This window comes from Roseixanthobacter pseudopolyaromaticivorans (assembly GCF_043195145.2).
Classification (GTDB): domain Bacteria; phylum Pseudomonadota; class Alphaproteobacteria; order Rhizobiales; family Xanthobacteraceae; genus NCEH01.
This window is the reverse complement of record NZ_CM195539.1, coordinates 3345849-3363061: the sequence shown is the minus strand read 5'-3', so window position 1 is coordinate 3363061 and position 17213 is coordinate 3345849. Positions and strand designations below refer to the sequence as shown.

The window sequence follows — 17213 nt, the reverse complement described above, 5'->3', positions numbered from 1 at the left end:
AGAAGCGGCCGGCGGGGAAATGGTGTTTCATGTTTCATGTGAAAATCTGGCGTTTCCTTCGGGACAAAGTGGGCCTGCACGGGCTCGGCTTCATCGCGAGCCTGGCGGTCATCGGATTTGCCGCGGTCGTGCTCTACCGGATGCTGCACAAGCTGAAGTTCGATCAGGTTGTGCTGGCGCTGAAGGAGAAGGACCCGCACTTCGTCTTCGCCGCCTTCGTGCTGGTGGCCTGCGCCTATCTGACCCTGACCCTGTATGATTTCTTCGCCCTGAAGACCATCGGGCGCACGCGCATCCCCTATCGCGTGGCCGCCATGGCGGGCTTCTGCTCCTATTCGGTCGGCCACAATGTGGGCTTCACGGTCTTCACCGGCGGCTCGGTGCGCTACCGCATCTATTCCGCCTGGGGGCTGACGGCGGTGGATGTCGCCAAGATCTGCTTCATCGCGGGGCTGACGTTCTGGCTCGGCAATATCGCGGTGCTCGGCCTCGGCATCCTGATCCATCCCGACGCTGCGACCGCCGTGGACCAATTGCCGCCATTGGTGAACCGGCTGATCGGCGCCACCGCCCTCATCGGCCTGTTCGGCTATATGTATTGGGTGAGCGCCGCGCCGCGGAAGATCGGCCGCTCCAGCTGGTTCGTCACCTTGCCGGCGGGCAAGTCGACCGTGATCCAGGTGGGCATCGGCATTCTCGATCTCACTCTGTGCGCGGCGGCCATGTACATGCTGATGCCGGCCTCGCCTTATATCGACCCGGTCTCACTGGCGGTGATCTTCATCACCGCGACGCTGCTCGGCTTCGCGAGCCATGCGCCGGGCGGCCTCGGCGTGTTCGACGCGGCGCTGCTGATCGCGCTGCCGCAGTTCGACAAGGAAGAGATGGTCGGCGCGCTGCTGCTGTTCCGCCTGTTCTATTACATCGTGCCGTTCGCCATCGCCCTGACCATCCTCGGTTCGCGCGAACTCTGGCTCAGCACCCTGCGGCGGCGCCTGCGCCGGGATGCGGCGGCCGAGCCGGTCCACGCGCCCCTGCCCACGGGCCTGGAATCGCGCGACGGCTGAAGCATCGCTTGCGCTGAGGGTCGCGTGATGGCGCCACCGGCGCCGCGCGTCAGGGCGCGATCGCCGGGCCGGTGCCGGGCGAGGGCAGCAGGCCGCCGCCGTTCGGCATCTTCATCGTCCGCGTGCCCGGCGGCAGACGGAACAGCTCGGGATCCTGGGGCCCGCGCTTCAGCGAGAGGACCTCGAAGGCAAGGTGCGCCTTGCCCTGGATCTCCACCTGCGTGCGCAGCACGATGCCGTCCTCGGTGATGCAGGCGGTGGTCGGGCCGGTGAGCTGGGCCGCCTTTTCCACCTGCCAGAGCGTGCAGGCTTCCCCCGCCACCTCGGAAGTGCCGGTGCGCGTGCCCTCGCCGGCCAGGGAGGCAATCTGGAAATCCGCCGGCAGGTCGGTCTCGATCCCCATTTTCGGCAGGCTGGGGGAGACCAGCACCACCTTGCGGGTGTCGATATTGAGGAAGCCGAGCAAAGTGCCCGGCACCGCCGGATTGCTGATTTCCATCCGCATGTGATTGCCCTGCCGGGCCATATCCACCTGCAGGCGCCCGCCGAGCTTGGCCGTGAGGGCGAAATCGACCGTGAGGGCGGGCAGGGGCTCCGCCGCGAGGGGGATCGCTGTGCCGCTCAGCCCGGCACAGGCCAGAACCAGGGCTCGGATCGCAATCGCGGGGGAGAGAGCGGGCCGGGGACTCGGCCGGACACGGCTGGCGCCATGCCGCCTGACCAATTTCATAAGACCTCGTCCCTTATCGGTTCTGCGCGAACGCACGCGATACCATTCCCCGGCACCTACGGGAAGGCGCGCCCGGCTCGCGCGCGCATCCAGCTGATAAAGCGCAAGAAAAATGCGCGGGGAATGCGCCTGAAGGCGCTTGTGTGCCGTCACTGTCTTATTGTCTTCGCGCAGGCGCTACAGCATATGCCAAATGGGCCGCTGCGTCGGTCCTAGAAATTGCCGTGCGCAAATGCTGCGGGAGGAAACGCGCTTCATGTCAGGCCTGCCACTGCCGAAACGGCGCGTGCCCTTCCCCGCTGTGCTGCCGGCGGCTCTTTCCGGCGGCGGCTGGCGCATGCCCAGCATGCGGCGGGGCGACCACGCGCGGCGGTCGGGCACATGATGCCCGGCGCATCCTCGGGCCGCGGGGGCGCACGGCCCTGGCTCACCTCGCTCGGCCTGGTGGTCGCGCTGTGCGCGCTGTTCGGGGCGGGCGTCGCCTTCGATCTCATCGCGCCGCCGTTCGCAGCGCTCCTCGTGATGCTGTTTTCCGCCTGCGCCTTCGTGGCGACGCGCGGCCGCGACGTGCCGCCGCCGATCGTCGTCGAGCCACCGCGGGAGGAACTGCCCATCCCGGCGCCTCTGGTCGATCCGCGGGTGGAAGCGGTGGTCGCGGCCTTGCCGGAGCCGGCGCTCCTGCTCACCCCCGGCGGCGAGATCCTTACCGCGAACCAGCGGGTCGCCCTGTCGGTGGGGCCGGCGAAGGTGGGAGATCCGCTCTCCTTCCTGGTGCGCGTGCCGGAAGTTCTGGAGGCGGTGCGCGCGGGCGCGCAGGACGGTCTGCCGCGCCGGGTCGAGTTCGGCGAGCGGGTGCCGCTCGACCGCTGGCTGGAGGCCCATGTGGTGCCGCTCCGGCTCAATCCCGGCGGGCGCGGCACCAGCGCGCGGGACGACCGCTCGCCCGATACGGTGCTGCTCACTTTTCGCGACCTGACCCACCAGCGCCGGATCGAGCAGATGCGCGCGGACTTCGTGGCCAATGCCAGCCACGAGCTGCGCACCCCGCTCGCCTCGCTCCTGGGCTTCATCGAAACCCTGCTCGGGCCGGCGCGCAACGATGTTGCGGCGCGGGAGCGCTTTCTCGGGATCATGGCGGCGCAAGCGCGGCGCATGTCGCGCCTGATCGAGGACCTGCTCTCCCTCTCCCGCATCGAACTGAATGCCCATGTTCGCCCGGAAACGCCGGTGGAATTGGGGGGCATCGTCGCCCATGTGTGCGACACCCTCGGCCCTTTGGCGCAGGACCGCGACGTGGAGATCGAGATCAGCCGCCCGCAGGAGCCGGTCTATGTCCTTGGCGAACGAGACGAATTGATCCGCCTGTTCGAGAATCTGGTCGAGAACGCACTGAAATACGGGGCCAATGGGCACCGGGTCGAGGTGGTGGTGGGCATCGAGCGGAGCGGCACGCCGGCGGCCGTGGTCTCGGTGCAGGATTTTGGTCCCGGCATCTCGCCGGAGCATCTTCCGCGCCTCACCGAGCGCTTCTACCGGGTCGATGTCGCGGTCAGCCGCGACCAAGGCGGTACGGGCCTCGGGCTGGCCATCGTGAAACATATTGTGGCGCGTCATAGAGGGCGCATGGGGATCGAAAGTCGGCAAGATGCCGGGGCGACTTTCACCGTCCGGTTCGATCTCGTGGAAGTGCCAGAAAAAAATCTCGTAAAATCAAAGGCGTAAAACGTCATTGCACTGTCACGTTGGGGTCATAGAACCGTGGCGCCGGCCCGTTAAAGTTAACCGGCCCAATGTTGCGTCGCGGCAGCTAGCCGACGGGCGACACCTATTGGTCAAGGAGAGAACCCCGTGAAGCTCACCACCGCTCTTGGCGCAGCGATTGCTGTTGCCAGCTCCCTTTTCGCTGGCGGAGCCTTCGCCATCGATATCAATGGCGCTGGCGCGTCGTTCCCGGCCCCCGTCTACCAGACCTGGGGCGCCAAGTATAAAGAGAAGACCGGTAACGGCCTGAACTACCAGTCCATCGGCTCCGGCGGCGGTCAGAACCAGATCGTCAACCGCACCGTCGATTTCGGCGCTTCGGATGCTCCGATGGACGGCGCGAAGCTCGCTTCCGCGAACCTGCTGCAGTTCCCGGCCGTGATCGGCTCGGTGGTCGCCACCGTCAATCTCGACGGCGTCGAGACCAACCAGCTCAAGCTCACCGGCCCGGTGCTGGCCGACATCTATCTCGGCAAGATCACCAAGTGGGACGACAAGGTCATCGCTGACCTGAACCCCGGCGTGAAGCTGCCCTCCACCGCGATCGTCCCGGTCTATCGCTCGGACGCTTCCGGTACGACCTACATCTTCACCAGCTACCTTTCGGACGTTTCCCCGGAATGGAAGTCCAAGGTCGGCGCCGCCACCTCGGTTCAGTGGCCCACGGGCGCTGGCGCCAAGGGCAATGAAGGCGTCACCGGCAACGTGAAGAACACCAAGGGTGGCATCGGCTACGTGGAATTCATCTACGCCGCCGCCAACAAGCTCGTGGTGACCCAGCTGCAGAATAAGGCCGGCAAGTTCCTGTCGCCCGAAGTTCCCGCCTTCATCGAAGCCGCCGCCGCGGCCGACTGGGCCGGTTCCAAGGACTTCGCCGCGTCCATGATCAACACCGCCGGTCCCGGCGCGTGGCCGATCGTGAGCCCGACCTACATCCTCCTGCCGAAGAACCCCAGCAATGTGGATGCTTCGCGCGAAGTGATGAAGTTCTTCGACTGGGCCTATGGCAAGGAAGGCAGCGAGATGGCCGAGAAGCTGCACTACATCCCGCTTCCCGAAGCGGTTGTGGAGCGCGTCAAGGCGGCCTGGAAGGCTGAAGTGAAGTCTCCCGACGGCAAGCCCGTTTTCTGATCTCTGATCACGCGGTCCCCGCCTTTTCTGCAAGGAGAAGGCGGGGATTTTGCCAAGGTACGGCTGCCGATACGGCAGCCCTGGCGATGGCGCCCGAGAAACCGTCACGGCGGCTGGGCGCCGTTTGCACGATGCGATGTTGCCTGAGCGGCTTGCCCGAAGGGGCGTCTGCCGCAAGGCGGCCCGCCTGTGGCGCCCCGTGGCGCGGTGCTTCGGTGCGCGGTGCGGCCGGATCGCGCGGCGGAAAAGGCGGTTCAACCGGCGAGGCGCCGACGCGGCCTGTACTGGCGGCGGGCGACCGGGCCGAGGTTTCAACGTGGCGGCCCTGGGGCGTCGGCACAAAGCGAATTCGATCGGGGTCCGGCAGCCGGCCGGCATCCTGGAACGGGATGGATCCCGGGGACGATGGTGCGCGCGGCAGACGTGCGCGTGTCGTCCGCGCGATCTGTTTTCATGAGCGCGAGCTGTGCGGCGCGCGGGATTTGGGGATCATCGGGCGATGGACGCAACGGTCGATAAACTGAGGTCGGACGGGATCATTCCCATCGGCGAGGCAAAGGGTGTCGGGGCAGTCGCCGACCGCATCTTTGTCGCCGCATTGTGGGCGAGCGGCTTCTTCGTCCTGATCCTGCTGGGCCTGATCATCGCCCAATTGTTCGAAGGCGGCCTGCCGGCGCTTCGGCACTTCGGCCTCGAATTCCTGTGGTCCTCTTCCTGGAACCCGGTGACCGAGAATTTCGGCGCCCTGGTGATGATCTACGGCACGATCTTCAGCGCCGTGATCGCGGTCATCGTGGCCCTGCCGCTCTCCTTCGGCATCGCCTTCTTCCTCACCGAAATCGCCCCGCAGCCCCTGAAGCGGCCGATCGGCGTCGCGGTTCAGCTGCTCGCGGCGGTGCCCTCCATCATCTACGGCATGTGGGGCTTCTTCGTCATCGTCCCGCTGGTGGCCGCCTATGTGCAGCCCCCGCTGATCGAATGGCTCGGCCCGCTGCCGGTCATCGGCGCCCTGTTCATGGGGCCGCCGCTCGGCTCGGGCATGCTGACAGCCGGCGTGATCCTGGCCGTGATGATCATCCCCTTCATCACCGCCATGTTCGTCGAGACCCTGGAATCGGTGCCCCCGATGCTCAAGGAATCCGCCTACGGCGTCGGCGGCACCACCTTCGAGGTTTATAAGAACGTCTCGGTGCCCTACGGCAAGACCGCCATGGTCGGCGCCGTGATGTTGGGCCTCGGGCGCGCGCTCGGCGAGACCATGGCCGTCACCTTCGTGATCGGCAATGCGACCCGCCTCTCGGCCTCCCTGTTCGCGCCCGGCGCGACCATCGCCTCGACCATCGCGAACGAGTTCCCCGAGGCCTCCATCGGCTCGCTCAAGCTGACCTCGCTGCTGCAGCTCGGCTTCATCCTGTTCGTGATCTCGTTCATCGTCCTTGCCCTGTCCCGTGCGCTCGTGCGCTCGCGGCTCGATTGATCCGGGAGGCAAAAATCATGGCATCCCTCGCAGCACGCCGCGCCAAGGACTACACGATCAAGGTCGTCTCCACGGGCTTCGCGATCTTCGCGATCTTCCTGCTGGCCTGGATCCTGTGGACCCTGATTTCCCGCGGTCTTCCGGCACTCAACCTCAATGTCTTCACCAAGGTCACCGCGCCTCCCGGCCAGGGGGGCGGCCTGCTCAACGCCATCGTCGGGTCGCTGATCCAGATCGTCATCGCCCTGGCCATCGGCGGTCCCATCGGCCTGTTCGCGGGCACCTTCCTCGCCGAGAACGGCAAGGGCACGAAGATCGGCTCCGCCGCCCGCTTCGTGAACGACATCCTGCTCTCGGCCCCCTCCATCCTGGTGGGCCTGTTCATCTACCAGTTCCTGGTGGTGCCGTTCGGCGGCTTCTCCGGCTGGGCCGGCGCCATCTCGCTGGCGATCCTGGTCATCCCGGTGATCGTGCGCACGACCGAGGACATGCTGAACCTGGTCCCGGTGGGCCTGCGCGAAGCCGCCTTCGCGCTCGGTGCGCCGCAGTGGAAGGTGGTCATCATGATCACCTGGCGGGCGGCGCGCGCCGGCATCGTCACCGGCATCCTGCTGGCCATCGCCCGCGCGGCGGGTGAAACGGCGCCGCTGCTGTTCACCTCACTGGGCAACAATTCCTGGTCCACGGATCTCAGCAAGCCCATGGCCAGCCTGCCGATCGCGATCTATCAATATGCCGGAAGCCCGTTCGACGATTGGGTATCGCTGGCCTGGGCCGGTGCGCTCCTCATCACCGTGGGCGTTCTGGTCCTGAACGTCGTGTCCCGTCTGGTGCTGGCGCGCACGCGCTGAGCCGGCACCCTGAGATCACCGCCCAGAGGGCGCCCAAGATCACCGCCCGGGCCGGCAGGACGCCGGCCCACCGGGCGACCAGAGACCGAATGAGGCTGACATGAACTCTGCAGTGGATCCGACCTTCAATATTTCCTCCTCCGTCTCGGCCAAGCCCGATGCGGTCCAGGCGCCCACCAAGATCAAGGTGGAGAAGCTCGATTTCTATTACGGGCAGAACCACGCGCTGAAGAACATCAATTTCGAGATCCCCGAAAAGCGCGTCACCGCGATGATCGGCCCCTCGGGCTGCGGCAAGTCCACCTTGCTGCGCGTGTTCAACCGCATGTACGACCTCTATCCCGGCCAGCGCGCCGAGGGCGGGGTGATGTTCGACGGCGTGAACATTGTCGGCAAGGAACTGGACCCCACCGTGGTGCGCACGCGCATCGGCATGGTGTTCCAGAAGCCGACGCCGTTCCCCATGTCGATCTACGACAACATCGCCTTCGGCGTGCGCCTGCACGAGAATCTCAGCAAGGCGAAGATGGACGAGCGGGTGGAAAGCTGCCTGCGCAAGGCCGCCATCTGGGAAGAGACCAAGGACCGCCTGCACACCTCGGCGCTCGGCATGTCCGGCGGCCAGCAGCAGCGCCTGTGCATCGCCCGCACCATCGCCGTGCAGCCGGAAGTGATCCTGCTGGACGAGCCGACCTCGGCGCTCGATCCGATCTCCACCTCGAAGATCGAGGATCTGATCGACGAATTGAAGCAGGACTTCACGATCGTCATCGTGACCCACAACATGCAGCAGGCGGCGCGCTGCGCCGACATCACCGCCTTTTTCTATCTGGGCGAACTGGTCGAGGTCGCGCCGTCCGACGTGATCTTCACCAACCCCAAGCAGATCAAGACCCGCGACTACATCACCGGCCGCTTCGGCTGACCAAGCAAGGATCTGCGAGATGTCCGACCATACCGTCTCGGCCTTCGATGCCGAGCTGAAGGAGATCGGCCGCAAGGTCGTCGAAATGGGTGGCCAGTCGGAGCGCATGGTGGCTGATGCCGTCAATGCCCTGATCCGCCGCGATACCGCGTCCGCACAGCGCGTGATCCTGCTCGATACGAGCGTGGATCTGCTGCAGCGGGAGATCGAGGAAAAGGCGATCCTCTGCATCGCCAAGCGCCAGCCGGTGGCGAGCGACCTGCGCGATGTCGTGGGTTCGATCCGCATCGCCTCCGACCTGGAGCGCATCGGCGACCTCGCGAAGAACGTCGGCAAGCGCGTGCTCGCCATCGAGGGGGAATATCACCCCCAGAAGCTGGTGCGCGGCGTCGAGCACATGTCCGACCTGGTGCTGGAGCAGCTCAAGGAAGTGCTGGATGCCTATGCCAGCCACGACCAGGCGAAGGCGGTGGACGTGTGGGTCCGCGACAGCGGCATCGACACCATGTACACCTCGCTGTTCCGCGAACTTCTCACCTATATGATGGAAGACCCGCGCAACATCTCGGTGTGCACGCATCTCCTGTTCTGCGCCAAGAATATCGAGCGCATCGGCGACCACGCGACGAACATCGCTGAAACCGTCTATTACATGGTTTCGGGGCAGATGCTGTCCGACGAGCGCCCGAAGGCGGATGTCTCAAGCGAGACGACCGTGACTTTCCCGGGGCATAGCCTTCAGGGGTAAAATCCGTGCCTGCGCGTATCTTGATTATCGAGGACGAGGAACCCCTGACCCTCCTGCTCCGCTACAATCTGGAGTCGGAAGGCTATTTCGTCGAGAGCGTCGGACGAGGCGATGAAGGCGAGACCCGGCTGCGCGAAAGCGTGCCGGACCTCGTCATTCTCGACTGGATGCTGCCGGGGCTTTCGGGCATCGAGTTGTGCCGCCGCTTGCGCACCCGCCCGGAAACCGAGCGGCTGCCGGTCATCATGCTCACCGCCCGCGGCGACGAGACCGAGCGCGTGCGCGGCCTGGCGACCGGGGCGGACGATTATGTGGTGAAGCCCTTCTCCGTGCCGGAGCTTCTGGCGCGGGTGCGGGCGCTGCTGCGGCGGGCCAAGCCGGAGCATGTCGCGACCCTGCTGCGGGCCGGCGACATCGAGCTGGACCGGGAGACCCACCGGGTTCACCGCTCCGGCCGCGAGGTCCACCTCGGCCCGACCGAATTCCGCCTGCTCGAATTTCTCATGCAGAGCCCCGGCCGGGTGTTCTCGCGCGAGCAATTGCTCGACGGCGTGTGGGGCCAGGACGTCTATATCGACGAGCGCACGGTGGATGTCCACGTGGGGCGCCTGCGCAAGGCGATCAACCGCGGCCGGCAGTCGGATCCGATCCGCACCGTGCGGGGGGCGGGCTATTCGTTCAACGAGATGTTCGCCCGCGTGCATTGAGCGCGGCCCACCGAGGAAGGATGCGAGAGCCGGGCCCGATGATCGCGGGTCCGGGCTCGCTCCAGGCGAAGGCTTGCGATGGGCTGTCCGAGCCGGCCATCGCAGTGCCGCGCAGGGCGATGGCATTGCGGAGCAAGCTTTAGAGGAGCCCGCGGGCGATATGCCGGCGGCGGAGGCTTTCCCTCCGGGGCCGAGCTGTGCTCGAGGCCCCTATGTTTCCAGCGGATGACCGCGTCGCGGCCGGCGGGCTGCATCGAAGCGGGCCGAAAAGCACGCTTTGGCCGTCCCATGTCGGTGACGGCGATCCTTCCGGCTCGATCTCTTCGATCCTTTGCGTGCGCCGGCGAAATCCGCTCGGCCGGCGCATGTCCTTCGTGACTGTCGCCGCTCAGATGCGGGCGACGCGCCGGTCGCGCCGGCGATCCTGCGTGGGCTGGTAGGCCATCCGCGCATGGGTCGTGCAGTAAGGCATGCCGGTGAGGCTGCGCCCGCCACAGAAATAGAAGCTTTCCGTGCCCGGCTCGCCGATCGGCCAGCGGCAGGTGCCTTCGGTCAGGTTCATGATGGTGCAGCGCTGACCCATGGCGACGATATTGTCTCCACCGGCGGGACGCGGCGCGGGTTCGGGCGCCACGAAGGCTTCCAATGCGGGAGCCAGGGCGGTGTTGCCGATCGTCTGCGGACGCGGCGCGGGCTTGTTCACGGGCGTTTCAGGCCGGGCCTTGCGCGGACGGGCTGCAGGTACTGTCGATTTCGCCCGGCCGGAGAGGCCGAGACGATGCACTTTTCCAATCACCGCATTGCGGGTGATGCCGCCCAGCTCGCCGGCAATCTGGCTTGCGGAAAGCCCTTCGCCCCAGAGCTTCTTCAAGAGTTCGACGCGCTCGTCGTTCCAGCTCATCGCTCTCCTCCTTCGACTCTTCTCCCGCACCCAGGCGCGCCATCGCACGCGGGTTCGCAGGGCCCAACGTCACTTGGGGAACAGGACCGCACGACATGTCGTGGTCGGCCACGAGCAAACTACAATATGCACGGACTCTCGCACAGAGTCGGAATGCACTCATGTGCCGTTGTCCCCAAGTCGTTACGATCACGTTAACGGCTGCGCTCTGTTGACCTCACGCGCGCGATCATTAGAATCCCCTTTTGTCGGGCCGCCCCGCGAGGGCGGCCTTTGGCGTTTCTGATGTCCGGCGAGACGCAGCGCGTTTCGCCCCACCCCAAGAGGAGGGGTTCTGTGATCACCCCCGTTCTGCCGACCTACGCGCGCATCGACCTCGTTTTCGAAAGGGGAGAGGGCTGCTGGCTCGTCACGACGGACGGGCGACGTTATCTCGATTTCACCGCCGGCATCGCGGTCAACATCCTCGGGCATGCCCATCCCTACCTGGTCTCGGCGCTGACCGAACAGGCCGGAAAGCTCTGGCACACCTCGAATTTGTTCCGCATCGTCGGCGGCGAGCGCCTGGCCGAGCGGCTGAAGGCGGCCACCTTCGCCGACACCATGTTCTTCACCAATTCGGGTGCAGAAGCGCTGGAGTGCGCCATCAAGATGGCGCGCCGCTACCAATATGTGATCGGGGCCGAGGCGAAAAACCGCATCATCGCCTTCGAGGGCGCGTTCCACGGGCGCACGCTCGCGACCATCGCGGCCGGCGGCAATGCCAAGTATCTCGAAGGCTTCGGCCCCAATATGCCGGGCTTCGACCATGTGCCGTTCGGTGACATCGAGGCGGTGAAAGCCGCCATCGGGCCGGAGACCGGGGCGATCCTGGTGGAGCCGATCCAGGGTGAGGGCGGCGTGCGCGTGCCGTCGGCGGACTTCCTGCCGCAGCTGCGCGCCCTGTGCGATGCCCACGGCTTGCTGCTGATCCTCGACGAGGTGCAGTGCGGCGTCGGGCGCACCGGTAACCTGTTCGCCTACCAGAGCTCGGGCATCGTGCCCGACATCATGGCGGTGGCGAAGGGCATCGGCGGCGGCTTCCCCATGGGGGCCTGCCTCGCCACGGAGAATGCGGCGCGCGGCATGACGCTCGGCACCCACGGCTCGACCTATGGCGGCAACCCGCTCGCCATGGCGGTCGGCAATGCGGTGCTCGACGTGGTGCTGGCGGACGGCTTCCTGGAGCGGGTGCAGGCCGTCTCCGCCCAGCTCGTCCGCGTGCTGAACGACATCAAGGACCGTCATCCCGCGGTCATCGCCGAAGTGCGAGGTGAAGGACTCCTGCTCGGTGTGAGGGCGCAAGGCCCCGCCGCCGAACTGGTGCTCGCCCTGCGCGACGAGGGGCTGCTGGCCCCCGGCGCCGGTGATAACGTGGTTCGACTTCTGCCGCCCCTCATCCTCACCGAGGACGAGATCGCCATTGCCGCCGACAAAATCGAGGCCGCCTGCCTGCGGATCGAGAACGGCCTTGCATTGGCGTCGGCGAAGGGAGCCGCCGAATGAAGGACAATGGCGTGCGTCATTTTCTTGATCTGTCCGAAATCCCCGCGGTGGAACTGCGGCGGGTTCTGGAATTGTCGAAGGATCTCAAGGCCAAGCGCAAGGCCGGCACGGCCGAGCGGCCGCTCGCCGGCAAATCGCTGGCGATGGTGTTCGACAAGCCGTCCACGCGTACCCGCGTCTCGTTCGATCTGGCGATGCGCCAGCTCGGCGGCGACACGGTGATGCTCACCGGCGCGGAAATGCAGCTCGGGCGCGGCGAGACCATCGCCGACACCGCCCGCGTGCTGTCGCGCTATGTGGATGCCATCATGATCCGCATCCTCAGCCACGAGGATCTGATGGAACTGGCCACCTATGCCACGGTGCCGGTCATCAATGGGCTGACCCGCGTGTCCCATCCCTGCCAGGTGATGGCCGATGTGATGACCTTCGAGGAGCACAAGGGCCCCATTACGGGCCGCAAGGTGGCCTGGACCGGGGACGCGAACAACGTGCTCGCGTCCTGGATCCATGCCGCCCACAGCTTCGATTTCGAGCTGAACGTCGCGACGCCGAAGGAATTGTCGCCGCGCCAGGCGCTGAAGGAGTTCGTGAAGAAGACCAAGGCGCGGGTGAAGTTCACCCGCGATCCCGAGGCGGCGGTGGAGGGCGTGGACTGCGTCCTCACCGACACCTGGGTGTCCATGGGCGACAAGGAAGCCGAGCGGCGCCACAATCTCCTGAAACCCTACCAGGTCAACCGCGCCCTGATGGGCCGCGCGGCGCCGGACGCCATCTTCATGCATTGCCTGCCCGCCCATCGCGGGGAGGAAGTGACCGACGAGGTGATGGACGGCCCGCAATCGGTGGTGTTCGACGAAGCCGAAAACCGCCTGCATGCCCAAAAGGGCATTCTGGCCTGGTGCTTCGACACGCCGGCCGCGTGAGGCGGGCGCCGGGGGAGGTGAACCCATCGTCCCCCGGCCATGCCCGCCCGTCGGTCGAAGGCAGGCCCGGAGCCTGCCGGTTGGAATGAGGTATCATGACCAAGGACACAAGCCCTGAGGCCCGCCTGGAAGCGCCGGACAATTCGGTGCTGCCGTTCCAGGTGGATGCGCTCGACATTCGCGGCCGGGTGGTGCGCGTCGGCTCCATGCTCGACGCGGTGCTGGTGCATCACAATTATCCCAACGCGGTGAAGCGCGTCATCGGCGAGGCCGTGGCGCTGACCGTGCTGCTGGGATCGTCGCTGAAGTTCGAGGGCCGCTTCATCCTCCAGACCAAGACCGACGGTCCGGTGGACATGGTGGTGGTGGATTTCGTCAGCCCCGACAAGGTGCGCGCCTATGCCCGCTTCGATGCCGAGGCGGTGGCGCAGGCGGAGGCGAGCAACGCCGCCGCACCGGCCCTGCTGATCGGGCGCGGGCACCTCGCCATGACCATCGACCAGGGCCTGTCCGCCAATCGCTACCAGGGGGTCGTGGCCCTGGACGGCGAAGGGCTGGAGGCGGCCGCCCATCAATATTTCCAGCAGTCCGAGCAGATTCCGACGCGCGTGCGCCTTGCCGTCGGCGAGGAGATGCGGCCCGGCGGCGAGCCGTCCGCATGGCGCGCGGGCGGCCTGCTGGCGCAGTTCCTGCCCGCCGAGGCGGGACGGGCGGCGCAGGGCGACCTGCATCCCGGCGATGCGCCTGAGGGCGCCGAACAATCGGATGTGCCCCTCGATGATGCCTGGGTCGAGGCGCAGTCGCTGGTGGGCACGCTGGAGGATGTGGAACTGCTGGATCGCGCTTTGCCCAGCGAAGCGCTGCTCTATCGCCTGTTCCACGAACGCGGCGTGCGGGTTTTCGAACCCCAGCCGATCGTCGCCCACTGCACCTGTTCGCGCGCGCGCGTCTTCGGTGTGCTGTCCTCGTTCAGCCGCGAGGAGCGCAGCGACATGGTGCAGGAGGACGGCCGGATTTCGGTGACCTGCGAATTCTGCGGCCGCTCTTATGGCTTCGCCGCTGAGGAAGTGCTGGCGCAAGAGGCGCCGGCCGGCGAAGCTTCTGCGGACGACGCGGCGCCCTGATCCGCGCCGCCTCCGCGTTTCCCGGCTGTGCGCTCAGCGCACCCAGAAGCGCGGCAGCAGCAGCACCAACACGGTGAGGATTTCCAGCCGGCCGAGCAGCATGGTCACGGTCAGCAGCACGATCGCGCTTTCCGGCAGGCTGGCATAATTGCCGGCGGGCCCGACGATCGGGCCGAGCCCCGGCCCCACATTGGCGAGGCAGGCAATGGTGGCCGAAAGCGCCGTGCGCACATCGAGGCCGATGCAATTCAGCGCCGCCGCGACGATGATGAAGGTCGCGAAATAGAGAAACACGAAGCCGAGAACCGAGGCGACGATGTCGTCGGCCACGGGCGCGCCGCCGTAGCGAATGGGAAACAGCCCGTTCGGATAGGAAATCCGCTTGAGATGCTGCCGCACCGCCTTCGCCGTGATGGCGATGCGCAAGGCCTTAAGGCCGCCGGAGGTTGAGCCTGTGCACCCGCCCACGAACATCAGCACCAGGAACAGCGCGTCGGAGAGCGGCCCCCAATTGGTATAGTCCACGCCCATGAATCCGGTGGTGGAGATGAGCGAGGCGACCGTGAACAAGGCGCCGCGAAACGCCGTCTCCCCATGCGCCACGCCCTGGAAGGTCTGCTGGGCGAACGAGGCGAGGGTGAACACCGCGACGATGCCAAGGAACAGGCGCACCTCGGGATTGGTAACCAGCCGCGTGATGTCGCCCGAGAGCGCGCGGATATAGAGCGGGAAGGGCAGGCTCGCCAGCAGCATGAACACGATCGCCACATAATCCACCGCGGGATCCGCGAACACGCCAAGCGAGGAATCGGAATTGGCGAAGCCGCCGCTCGACATGGTGGACATGCCGATGGTGACGGAATCGAACAGGTCCAGGCCGGCCACCTTGTAGCTGGCGATGCACAGCGCCGTGAGCAGCACATAGGCCAGCAGCAGGCCCTTGGCGATGGCACCGGCGCGCGGCAGGAATTTCTCCGATTTGTCGGAGGATTCCATGCGGAACAATTGCATGCCGCCGACGCTGAGCATGGGCAGCACGGCGATGGCGATCACAACGATGCCCACCCCGCCGAACCAGTGCAGCAGCGCCCGCCACAGCAGGATGCCGGGCGTCTGGTCATCCAGCCCGGTCATCACCGTCGCCCCGGTGGTGGTGAGGCCGGACATGGCCTCGAACAGGGCATGGGTGGGAGAAAGGTCGGCCTTGCCCCACATGAAGGGCAGGGCGGCGAACGCCGTCAGCACCACCCAGACCGAGGTGGTGAGCAGGAAGGCCTGCCGCAGGTCCAGCCGGCGGAAGTTCGCGCCGCGGCCGATGACGCACAGCAAAACCCCGACGAACACGGTAACGGCGGCGGTTCCGACGAACACATCCTGCTCGCCCGAGCGGGCCGCGTAATCCACCAGCGCGGGCAGCAGCATGCTCGCGCCGAGGATCACCACCACCGTGCCCAGCGCCGCGGCGATCGGCCGGGCGTCGAGCGGCTGGCCGGCTTCGGCGTGGATGGTGGGTGCCTTGGCCGCTTGCATGTGGGGCTGCCAGCTCAGTTCAGAACGCGGCGCATGTCCGGCGTATCGAGGGAGAATGCGGGGATTTCCACCGAGAAGGATTCGCCCGTCTCGGTCAACATCTCGTAATGGCCGCTCATGATGCCCATGGCGGTCGCAAGCGGCACACCGGAGGTGTATTCGAACCGCCCACCGGGGGGAAGCACGGGCTCCTCGCCCACCACGCCGGGTCCGCGCACTTCCTCCACATGGCCGTGGGCGTCGGTGATGACCCAGTGGCGCGCCTTGAGCTGCACGACATCGCCACCCAGGTTCACCACCTCGATGGTGTAGGCCCAGAAGAAATTGCCATGCTCCGGATCCGAGCGCTCCGCCACATAGCGCGGCGTCGCCGTCACCTGGATCTGGCGCGTCGTCGCCCGATACATCCGATCCCCCTTTTTCTTCGTTGCGTTCACGCACAGTGAACCCGCGATGCGGGCGCTGTGCAATGGGTTCGCCGCGAGATCGGCCGAGCTTCGGCGTCGCGGGGGAGGGCAGGCGCGCCGCGAAAACGGGCGGCGCGCGGCGCCCTCACACCTTATCGAGGGCCTGGGTGAGGTCGGCGAGAAGGTCGTCCACATGCTCCAGGCCGACCGAGAGGCGCACCAGCCCGTCGGAAATGCCCATTTCCGCCCGCGCCTCGGGGGTGAAGCGCTGGTGGGTGGTGGTGGCGGGATGGGTGAGCAGGCTCTTGGAATCGCCGAGATTGTTGGAAATGCGGATGAGCCGCAGCGCATTGGCGAAGCGGAACGCGCCTTCCTTGCCGCCGCCGACGACGAAAGTGGTCAGCGTGCCGCCGCCCTTCATCTGCCGGCGCGCGAGCGCCGCCTGGGGATGATCGGCGCGGAAGGGATAGATCACCTTTTCCACCTTCGGCGAGGTGGCGAGCGCATCGGCGATGGCGGCCGCGCTCGCCTGCTGGCGCTCCACGCGCAGCGCCAGGGTTTCCATGCCCTTCAGCAGCACCCAGGCGTTGAAGGGCGAGATGGAGGGGCCGGTCTGGCGCAGATAGGTCTGCAAACCCTCGTTGATGAAGGCTTCCGAGGCGAGGATGACGCCGCCGAGGCAGCGGCCCTGGCCGTCGATATGCTTGGTGGCCGAATAGACCACCACGTCGGCGCCGAGTTCGAACGGCTTCTGCAGCAGCGGGGTGGCGAACACATTGTCCACCACCAGCCGCGCGCCGGCTTTGTGGGCGATCTGCGCGACCGCCGCGATGTCGATGATTTCGAGGGTCGGGTTGGTGGGGCTCTCCAGGAACAGCACCTTGGTGTTGGGTTTCACCGCCGCCTGCCAGGCCTCAAGATTGGTGCCGTCCACCAGCGTGGTTTCGACTCCGAATCGGGGCAGGAATTCCTCAATGATCCAGCGGCAGGAGCCGAACAGAGCGCGCGCGGCCACCACATGGTCGCCGGCCTTGAGCTGGCAGATCAGCGCGGCATTCACCGCCGCCATGCCGGACGCGGTGGCGCGCGCGGCCTGCGCACCTTCCAGCAGCGCCATGCGGCTTTCGAACATGGCGGTGGTGGGGTTGCCGTAGCGCGAATAGATGAAGCCCGGGTCCTCGCCCTTGAAGCGGGCCTCGCAGGATTCCGCATCGTCATAGACGAAGCCCTGGGTGAGATAGAGCGCCTCCGCCGTCTCGCCATAGGGCGAACGGGTGGTGCCACCCTGCACGAGCAGGGTATCGGGATGGAGGGTGGAGACGTCCGGGGGGATGTGCGCCAAGGTCTTCGAGCCTCAAATGAGGCCGAGGACACGTAGGAAGG

At 66.5% G+C, this 17213-nt stretch carries 16 protein-coding genes; 11 read left to right on the top strand and 5 right to left on the bottom strand.

Features of this window, described 5'->3' with window-relative positions:
• The first annotated feature begins 29 nt into the window (after nt 1-29).
• The gene (locus V5F68_RS15955) at nt 30-1067 is read left to right on the top strand and encodes a lysylphosphatidylglycerol synthase domain-containing protein (protein WP_394014019.1); all 1038 of its coding nucleotides are present in this window, start codon (nt 30-32) and stop codon (nt 1065-1067) included.
• 49 nt (nt 1068-1116) lie between these two features.
• Here the strand turns inward: V5F68_RS15955 and V5F68_RS15950 are convergent, their stop codons facing one another.
• Nucleotides 1117-1797: a hypothetical protein gene (locus V5F68_RS15950; protein WP_394014018.1), complete on the bottom strand. Its 681-nt coding sequence runs from the start codon at nt 1795-1797 to the stop codon at nt 1117-1119.
• A gap of 381 nt (nt 1798-2178) precedes the next feature.
• On the opposite strand from V5F68_RS15950, the gene V5F68_RS15945 reads away from it, so the two are divergent.
• From V5F68_RS15945 to phoB, 7 genes are all read left to right on the top strand, one after another.
• Nucleotides 2179-3519: an ATP-binding protein gene (locus V5F68_RS15945; RefSeq protein WP_394014017.1), complete on the top strand. Its 1341-nt coding sequence runs from the start codon at nt 2179-2181 to the stop codon at nt 3517-3519.
• 126 nt (nt 3520-3645) lie between these two features.
• Nucleotides 3646-4689 (top strand): phosphate ABC transporter substrate-binding protein PstS, encoded by a 1044-nt coding sequence (gene pstS, locus V5F68_RS15940; RefSeq protein WP_394014016.1) that lies wholly within the window; start codon nt 3646-3648, stop codon nt 4687-4689.
• 499 nt (nt 4690-5188) lie between these two features.
• Nucleotides 5189-6166 (top strand): phosphate ABC transporter permease subunit PstC, encoded by a 978-nt coding sequence (pstC, locus tag V5F68_RS15935; RefSeq protein ID WP_394014015.1) that lies wholly within the window; start codon nt 5189-5191, stop codon nt 6164-6166.
• 17 nt (nt 6167-6183) lie between these two features.
• Nucleotides 6184-7017 carry a phosphate ABC transporter permease PstA gene (gene pstA, locus V5F68_RS15930; protein WP_394014014.1) on the top strand — a complete coding sequence of 278 codons (834 nt, stop codon included), beginning with the start codon at nt 6184-6186 and terminating at the stop codon, nt 7015-7017.
• A gap of 100 nt (nt 7018-7117) precedes the next feature.
• Nucleotides 7118-7942: a phosphate ABC transporter ATP-binding protein PstB gene (gene pstB / locus V5F68_RS15925; RefSeq protein WP_394014013.1), complete on the top strand. Its 825-nt coding sequence runs from the start codon at nt 7118-7120 to the stop codon at nt 7940-7942.
• Nucleotides 7943-7961: 19 nt separating this feature from the next.
• Nucleotides 7962-8690, top strand: a complete 729-nt coding sequence (gene phoU / locus V5F68_RS15920; protein ID WP_348844463.1) for a phosphate signaling complex protein PhoU — start codon at nt 7962-7964, stop codon at nt 8688-8690.
• Nucleotides 8691-8695: 5 nt separating this feature from the next.
• Nucleotides 8696-9397, top strand: a complete 702-nt coding sequence (gene phoB, locus V5F68_RS15915) for a phosphate regulon transcriptional regulator PhoB (protein WP_348844464.1) — start codon at nt 8696-8698, stop codon at nt 9395-9397.
• A 388-nt stretch (nt 9398-9785) separates the two neighbouring features.
• On the opposite strand, the gene V5F68_RS15910 is transcribed toward phoB, so the two are convergent.
• Nucleotides 9786-10298, bottom strand: coding sequence for a GcrA family cell cycle regulator (locus V5F68_RS15910; protein ID WP_394014012.1), 513 nt, complete (start codon nt 10296-10298; stop codon nt 9786-9788).
• Nucleotides 10299-10634: 336 nt separating this feature from the next.
• Here V5F68_RS15910 and V5F68_RS15905 point away from each other — a divergent pair, with 336 nt between their 5' ends.
• From V5F68_RS15905 to V5F68_RS15895, 3 genes are all read left to right on the top strand, one after another.
• Nucleotides 10635-11843 (top strand): aspartate aminotransferase family protein, encoded by a 1209-nt coding sequence (locus tag V5F68_RS15905; RefSeq protein ID WP_348844466.1) that lies wholly within the window; start codon nt 10635-10637, stop codon nt 11841-11843.
• A complete protein-coding gene (gene argF, locus V5F68_RS15900) occupies nt 11840-12769 on the top strand; it encodes an ornithine carbamoyltransferase (RefSeq protein WP_394014011.1) in 930 nt (309 codons plus the stop codon). Before V5F68_RS15905 ends, argF begins: the two co-directional genes overlap by 4 nt.
• 95 nt (nt 12770-12864) lie before the next feature.
• A complete protein-coding gene (locus tag V5F68_RS15895) occupies nt 12865-13893 on the top strand; it encodes an Hsp33 family molecular chaperone (protein WP_394014010.1) in 1029 nt (342 codons plus the stop codon).
• A gap of 33 nt (nt 13894-13926) precedes the next feature.
• Here the strand turns inward: V5F68_RS15895 and V5F68_RS15890 are convergent, their stop codons facing one another.
• The 3 genes from V5F68_RS15890 to V5F68_RS15880 form a co-directional block, all read right to left on the bottom strand.
• Complete coding sequence (locus tag V5F68_RS15890) at nt 13927-15423, bottom strand: TrkH family potassium uptake protein (protein WP_394014009.1); 1497 nt, start codon at nt 15421-15423, stop codon at nt 13927-13929.
• Between the two features lie 14 nt (nt 15424-15437).
• Nucleotides 15438-15830, bottom strand: coding sequence for a Co2+/Mg2+ efflux facilitator ApaG/CorD (gene apaG, locus V5F68_RS15885; RefSeq protein ID WP_394014008.1), 393 nt, complete (start codon nt 15828-15830; stop codon nt 15438-15440).
• 145 nt (nt 15831-15975) lie between these two features.
• A complete protein-coding gene (locus tag V5F68_RS15880) occupies nt 15976-17172 on the bottom strand; it encodes an O-succinylhomoserine sulfhydrylase (RefSeq protein ID WP_394014007.1) in 1197 nt (398 codons plus the stop codon).
• Between the last annotated feature and the right edge of the window lie 41 nt (nt 17173-17213).

Bases quoted from the DNA above. Each gene is read 5' to 3' on its own strand.
- phoU (WP_348844463.1), top strand. From the start codon at position 7,962: ATGTCCGACCATACCGTCTCGGCCTTCGATGCCGAGCTGAAGGAGATC.
- V5F68_RS15910 (WP_394014012.1), bottom strand. From the start codon at position 10,298: ATGAGCTGGAACGACGAGCGCGTCGAACTCTTGAAGAAGCTCTGGGGC.
- V5F68_RS15950 (WP_394014018.1), bottom strand. From the start codon at position 1,797: ATGAAATTGGTCAGGCGGCATGGCGCCAGCCGTGTCCGGCCGAGTCCC.
- V5F68_RS15945 (WP_394014017.1), top strand. From the start codon at position 2,179: ATGATGCCCGGCGCATCCTCGGGCCGCGGGGGCGCACGGCCCTGGCTC.
- argF (WP_394014011.1), top strand. From the start codon at position 11,840: ATGAAGGACAATGGCGTGCGTCATTTTCTTGATCTGTCCGAAATCCCC.
- V5F68_RS15955 (WP_394014019.1), top strand. From the start codon at position 30: ATGTTTCATGTGAAAATCTGGCGTTTCCTTCGGGACAAAGTGGGCCTG.
- pstC (WP_394014015.1), top strand. From the start codon at position 5,189: ATGGACGCAACGGTCGATAAACTGAGGTCGGACGGGATCATTCCCATC.
- V5F68_RS15895 (WP_394014010.1), top strand. From the start codon at position 12,865: ATGACCAAGGACACAAGCCCTGAGGCCCGCCTGGAAGCGCCGGACAAT.
- pstB (WP_394014013.1), top strand. From the start codon at position 7,118: ATGAACTCTGCAGTGGATCCGACCTTCAATATTTCCTCCTCCGTCTCG.
- V5F68_RS15890 (WP_394014009.1), bottom strand. From the start codon at position 15,423: ATGCAAGCGGCCAAGGCACCCACCATCCACGCCGAAGCCGGCCAGCCG.
- pstA (WP_394014014.1), top strand. From the start codon at position 6,184: ATGGCATCCCTCGCAGCACGCCGCGCCAAGGACTACACGATCAAGGTC.
- apaG (WP_394014008.1), bottom strand. From the start codon at position 15,830: ATGTATCGGGCGACGACGCGCCAGATCCAGGTGACGGCGACGCCGCGC.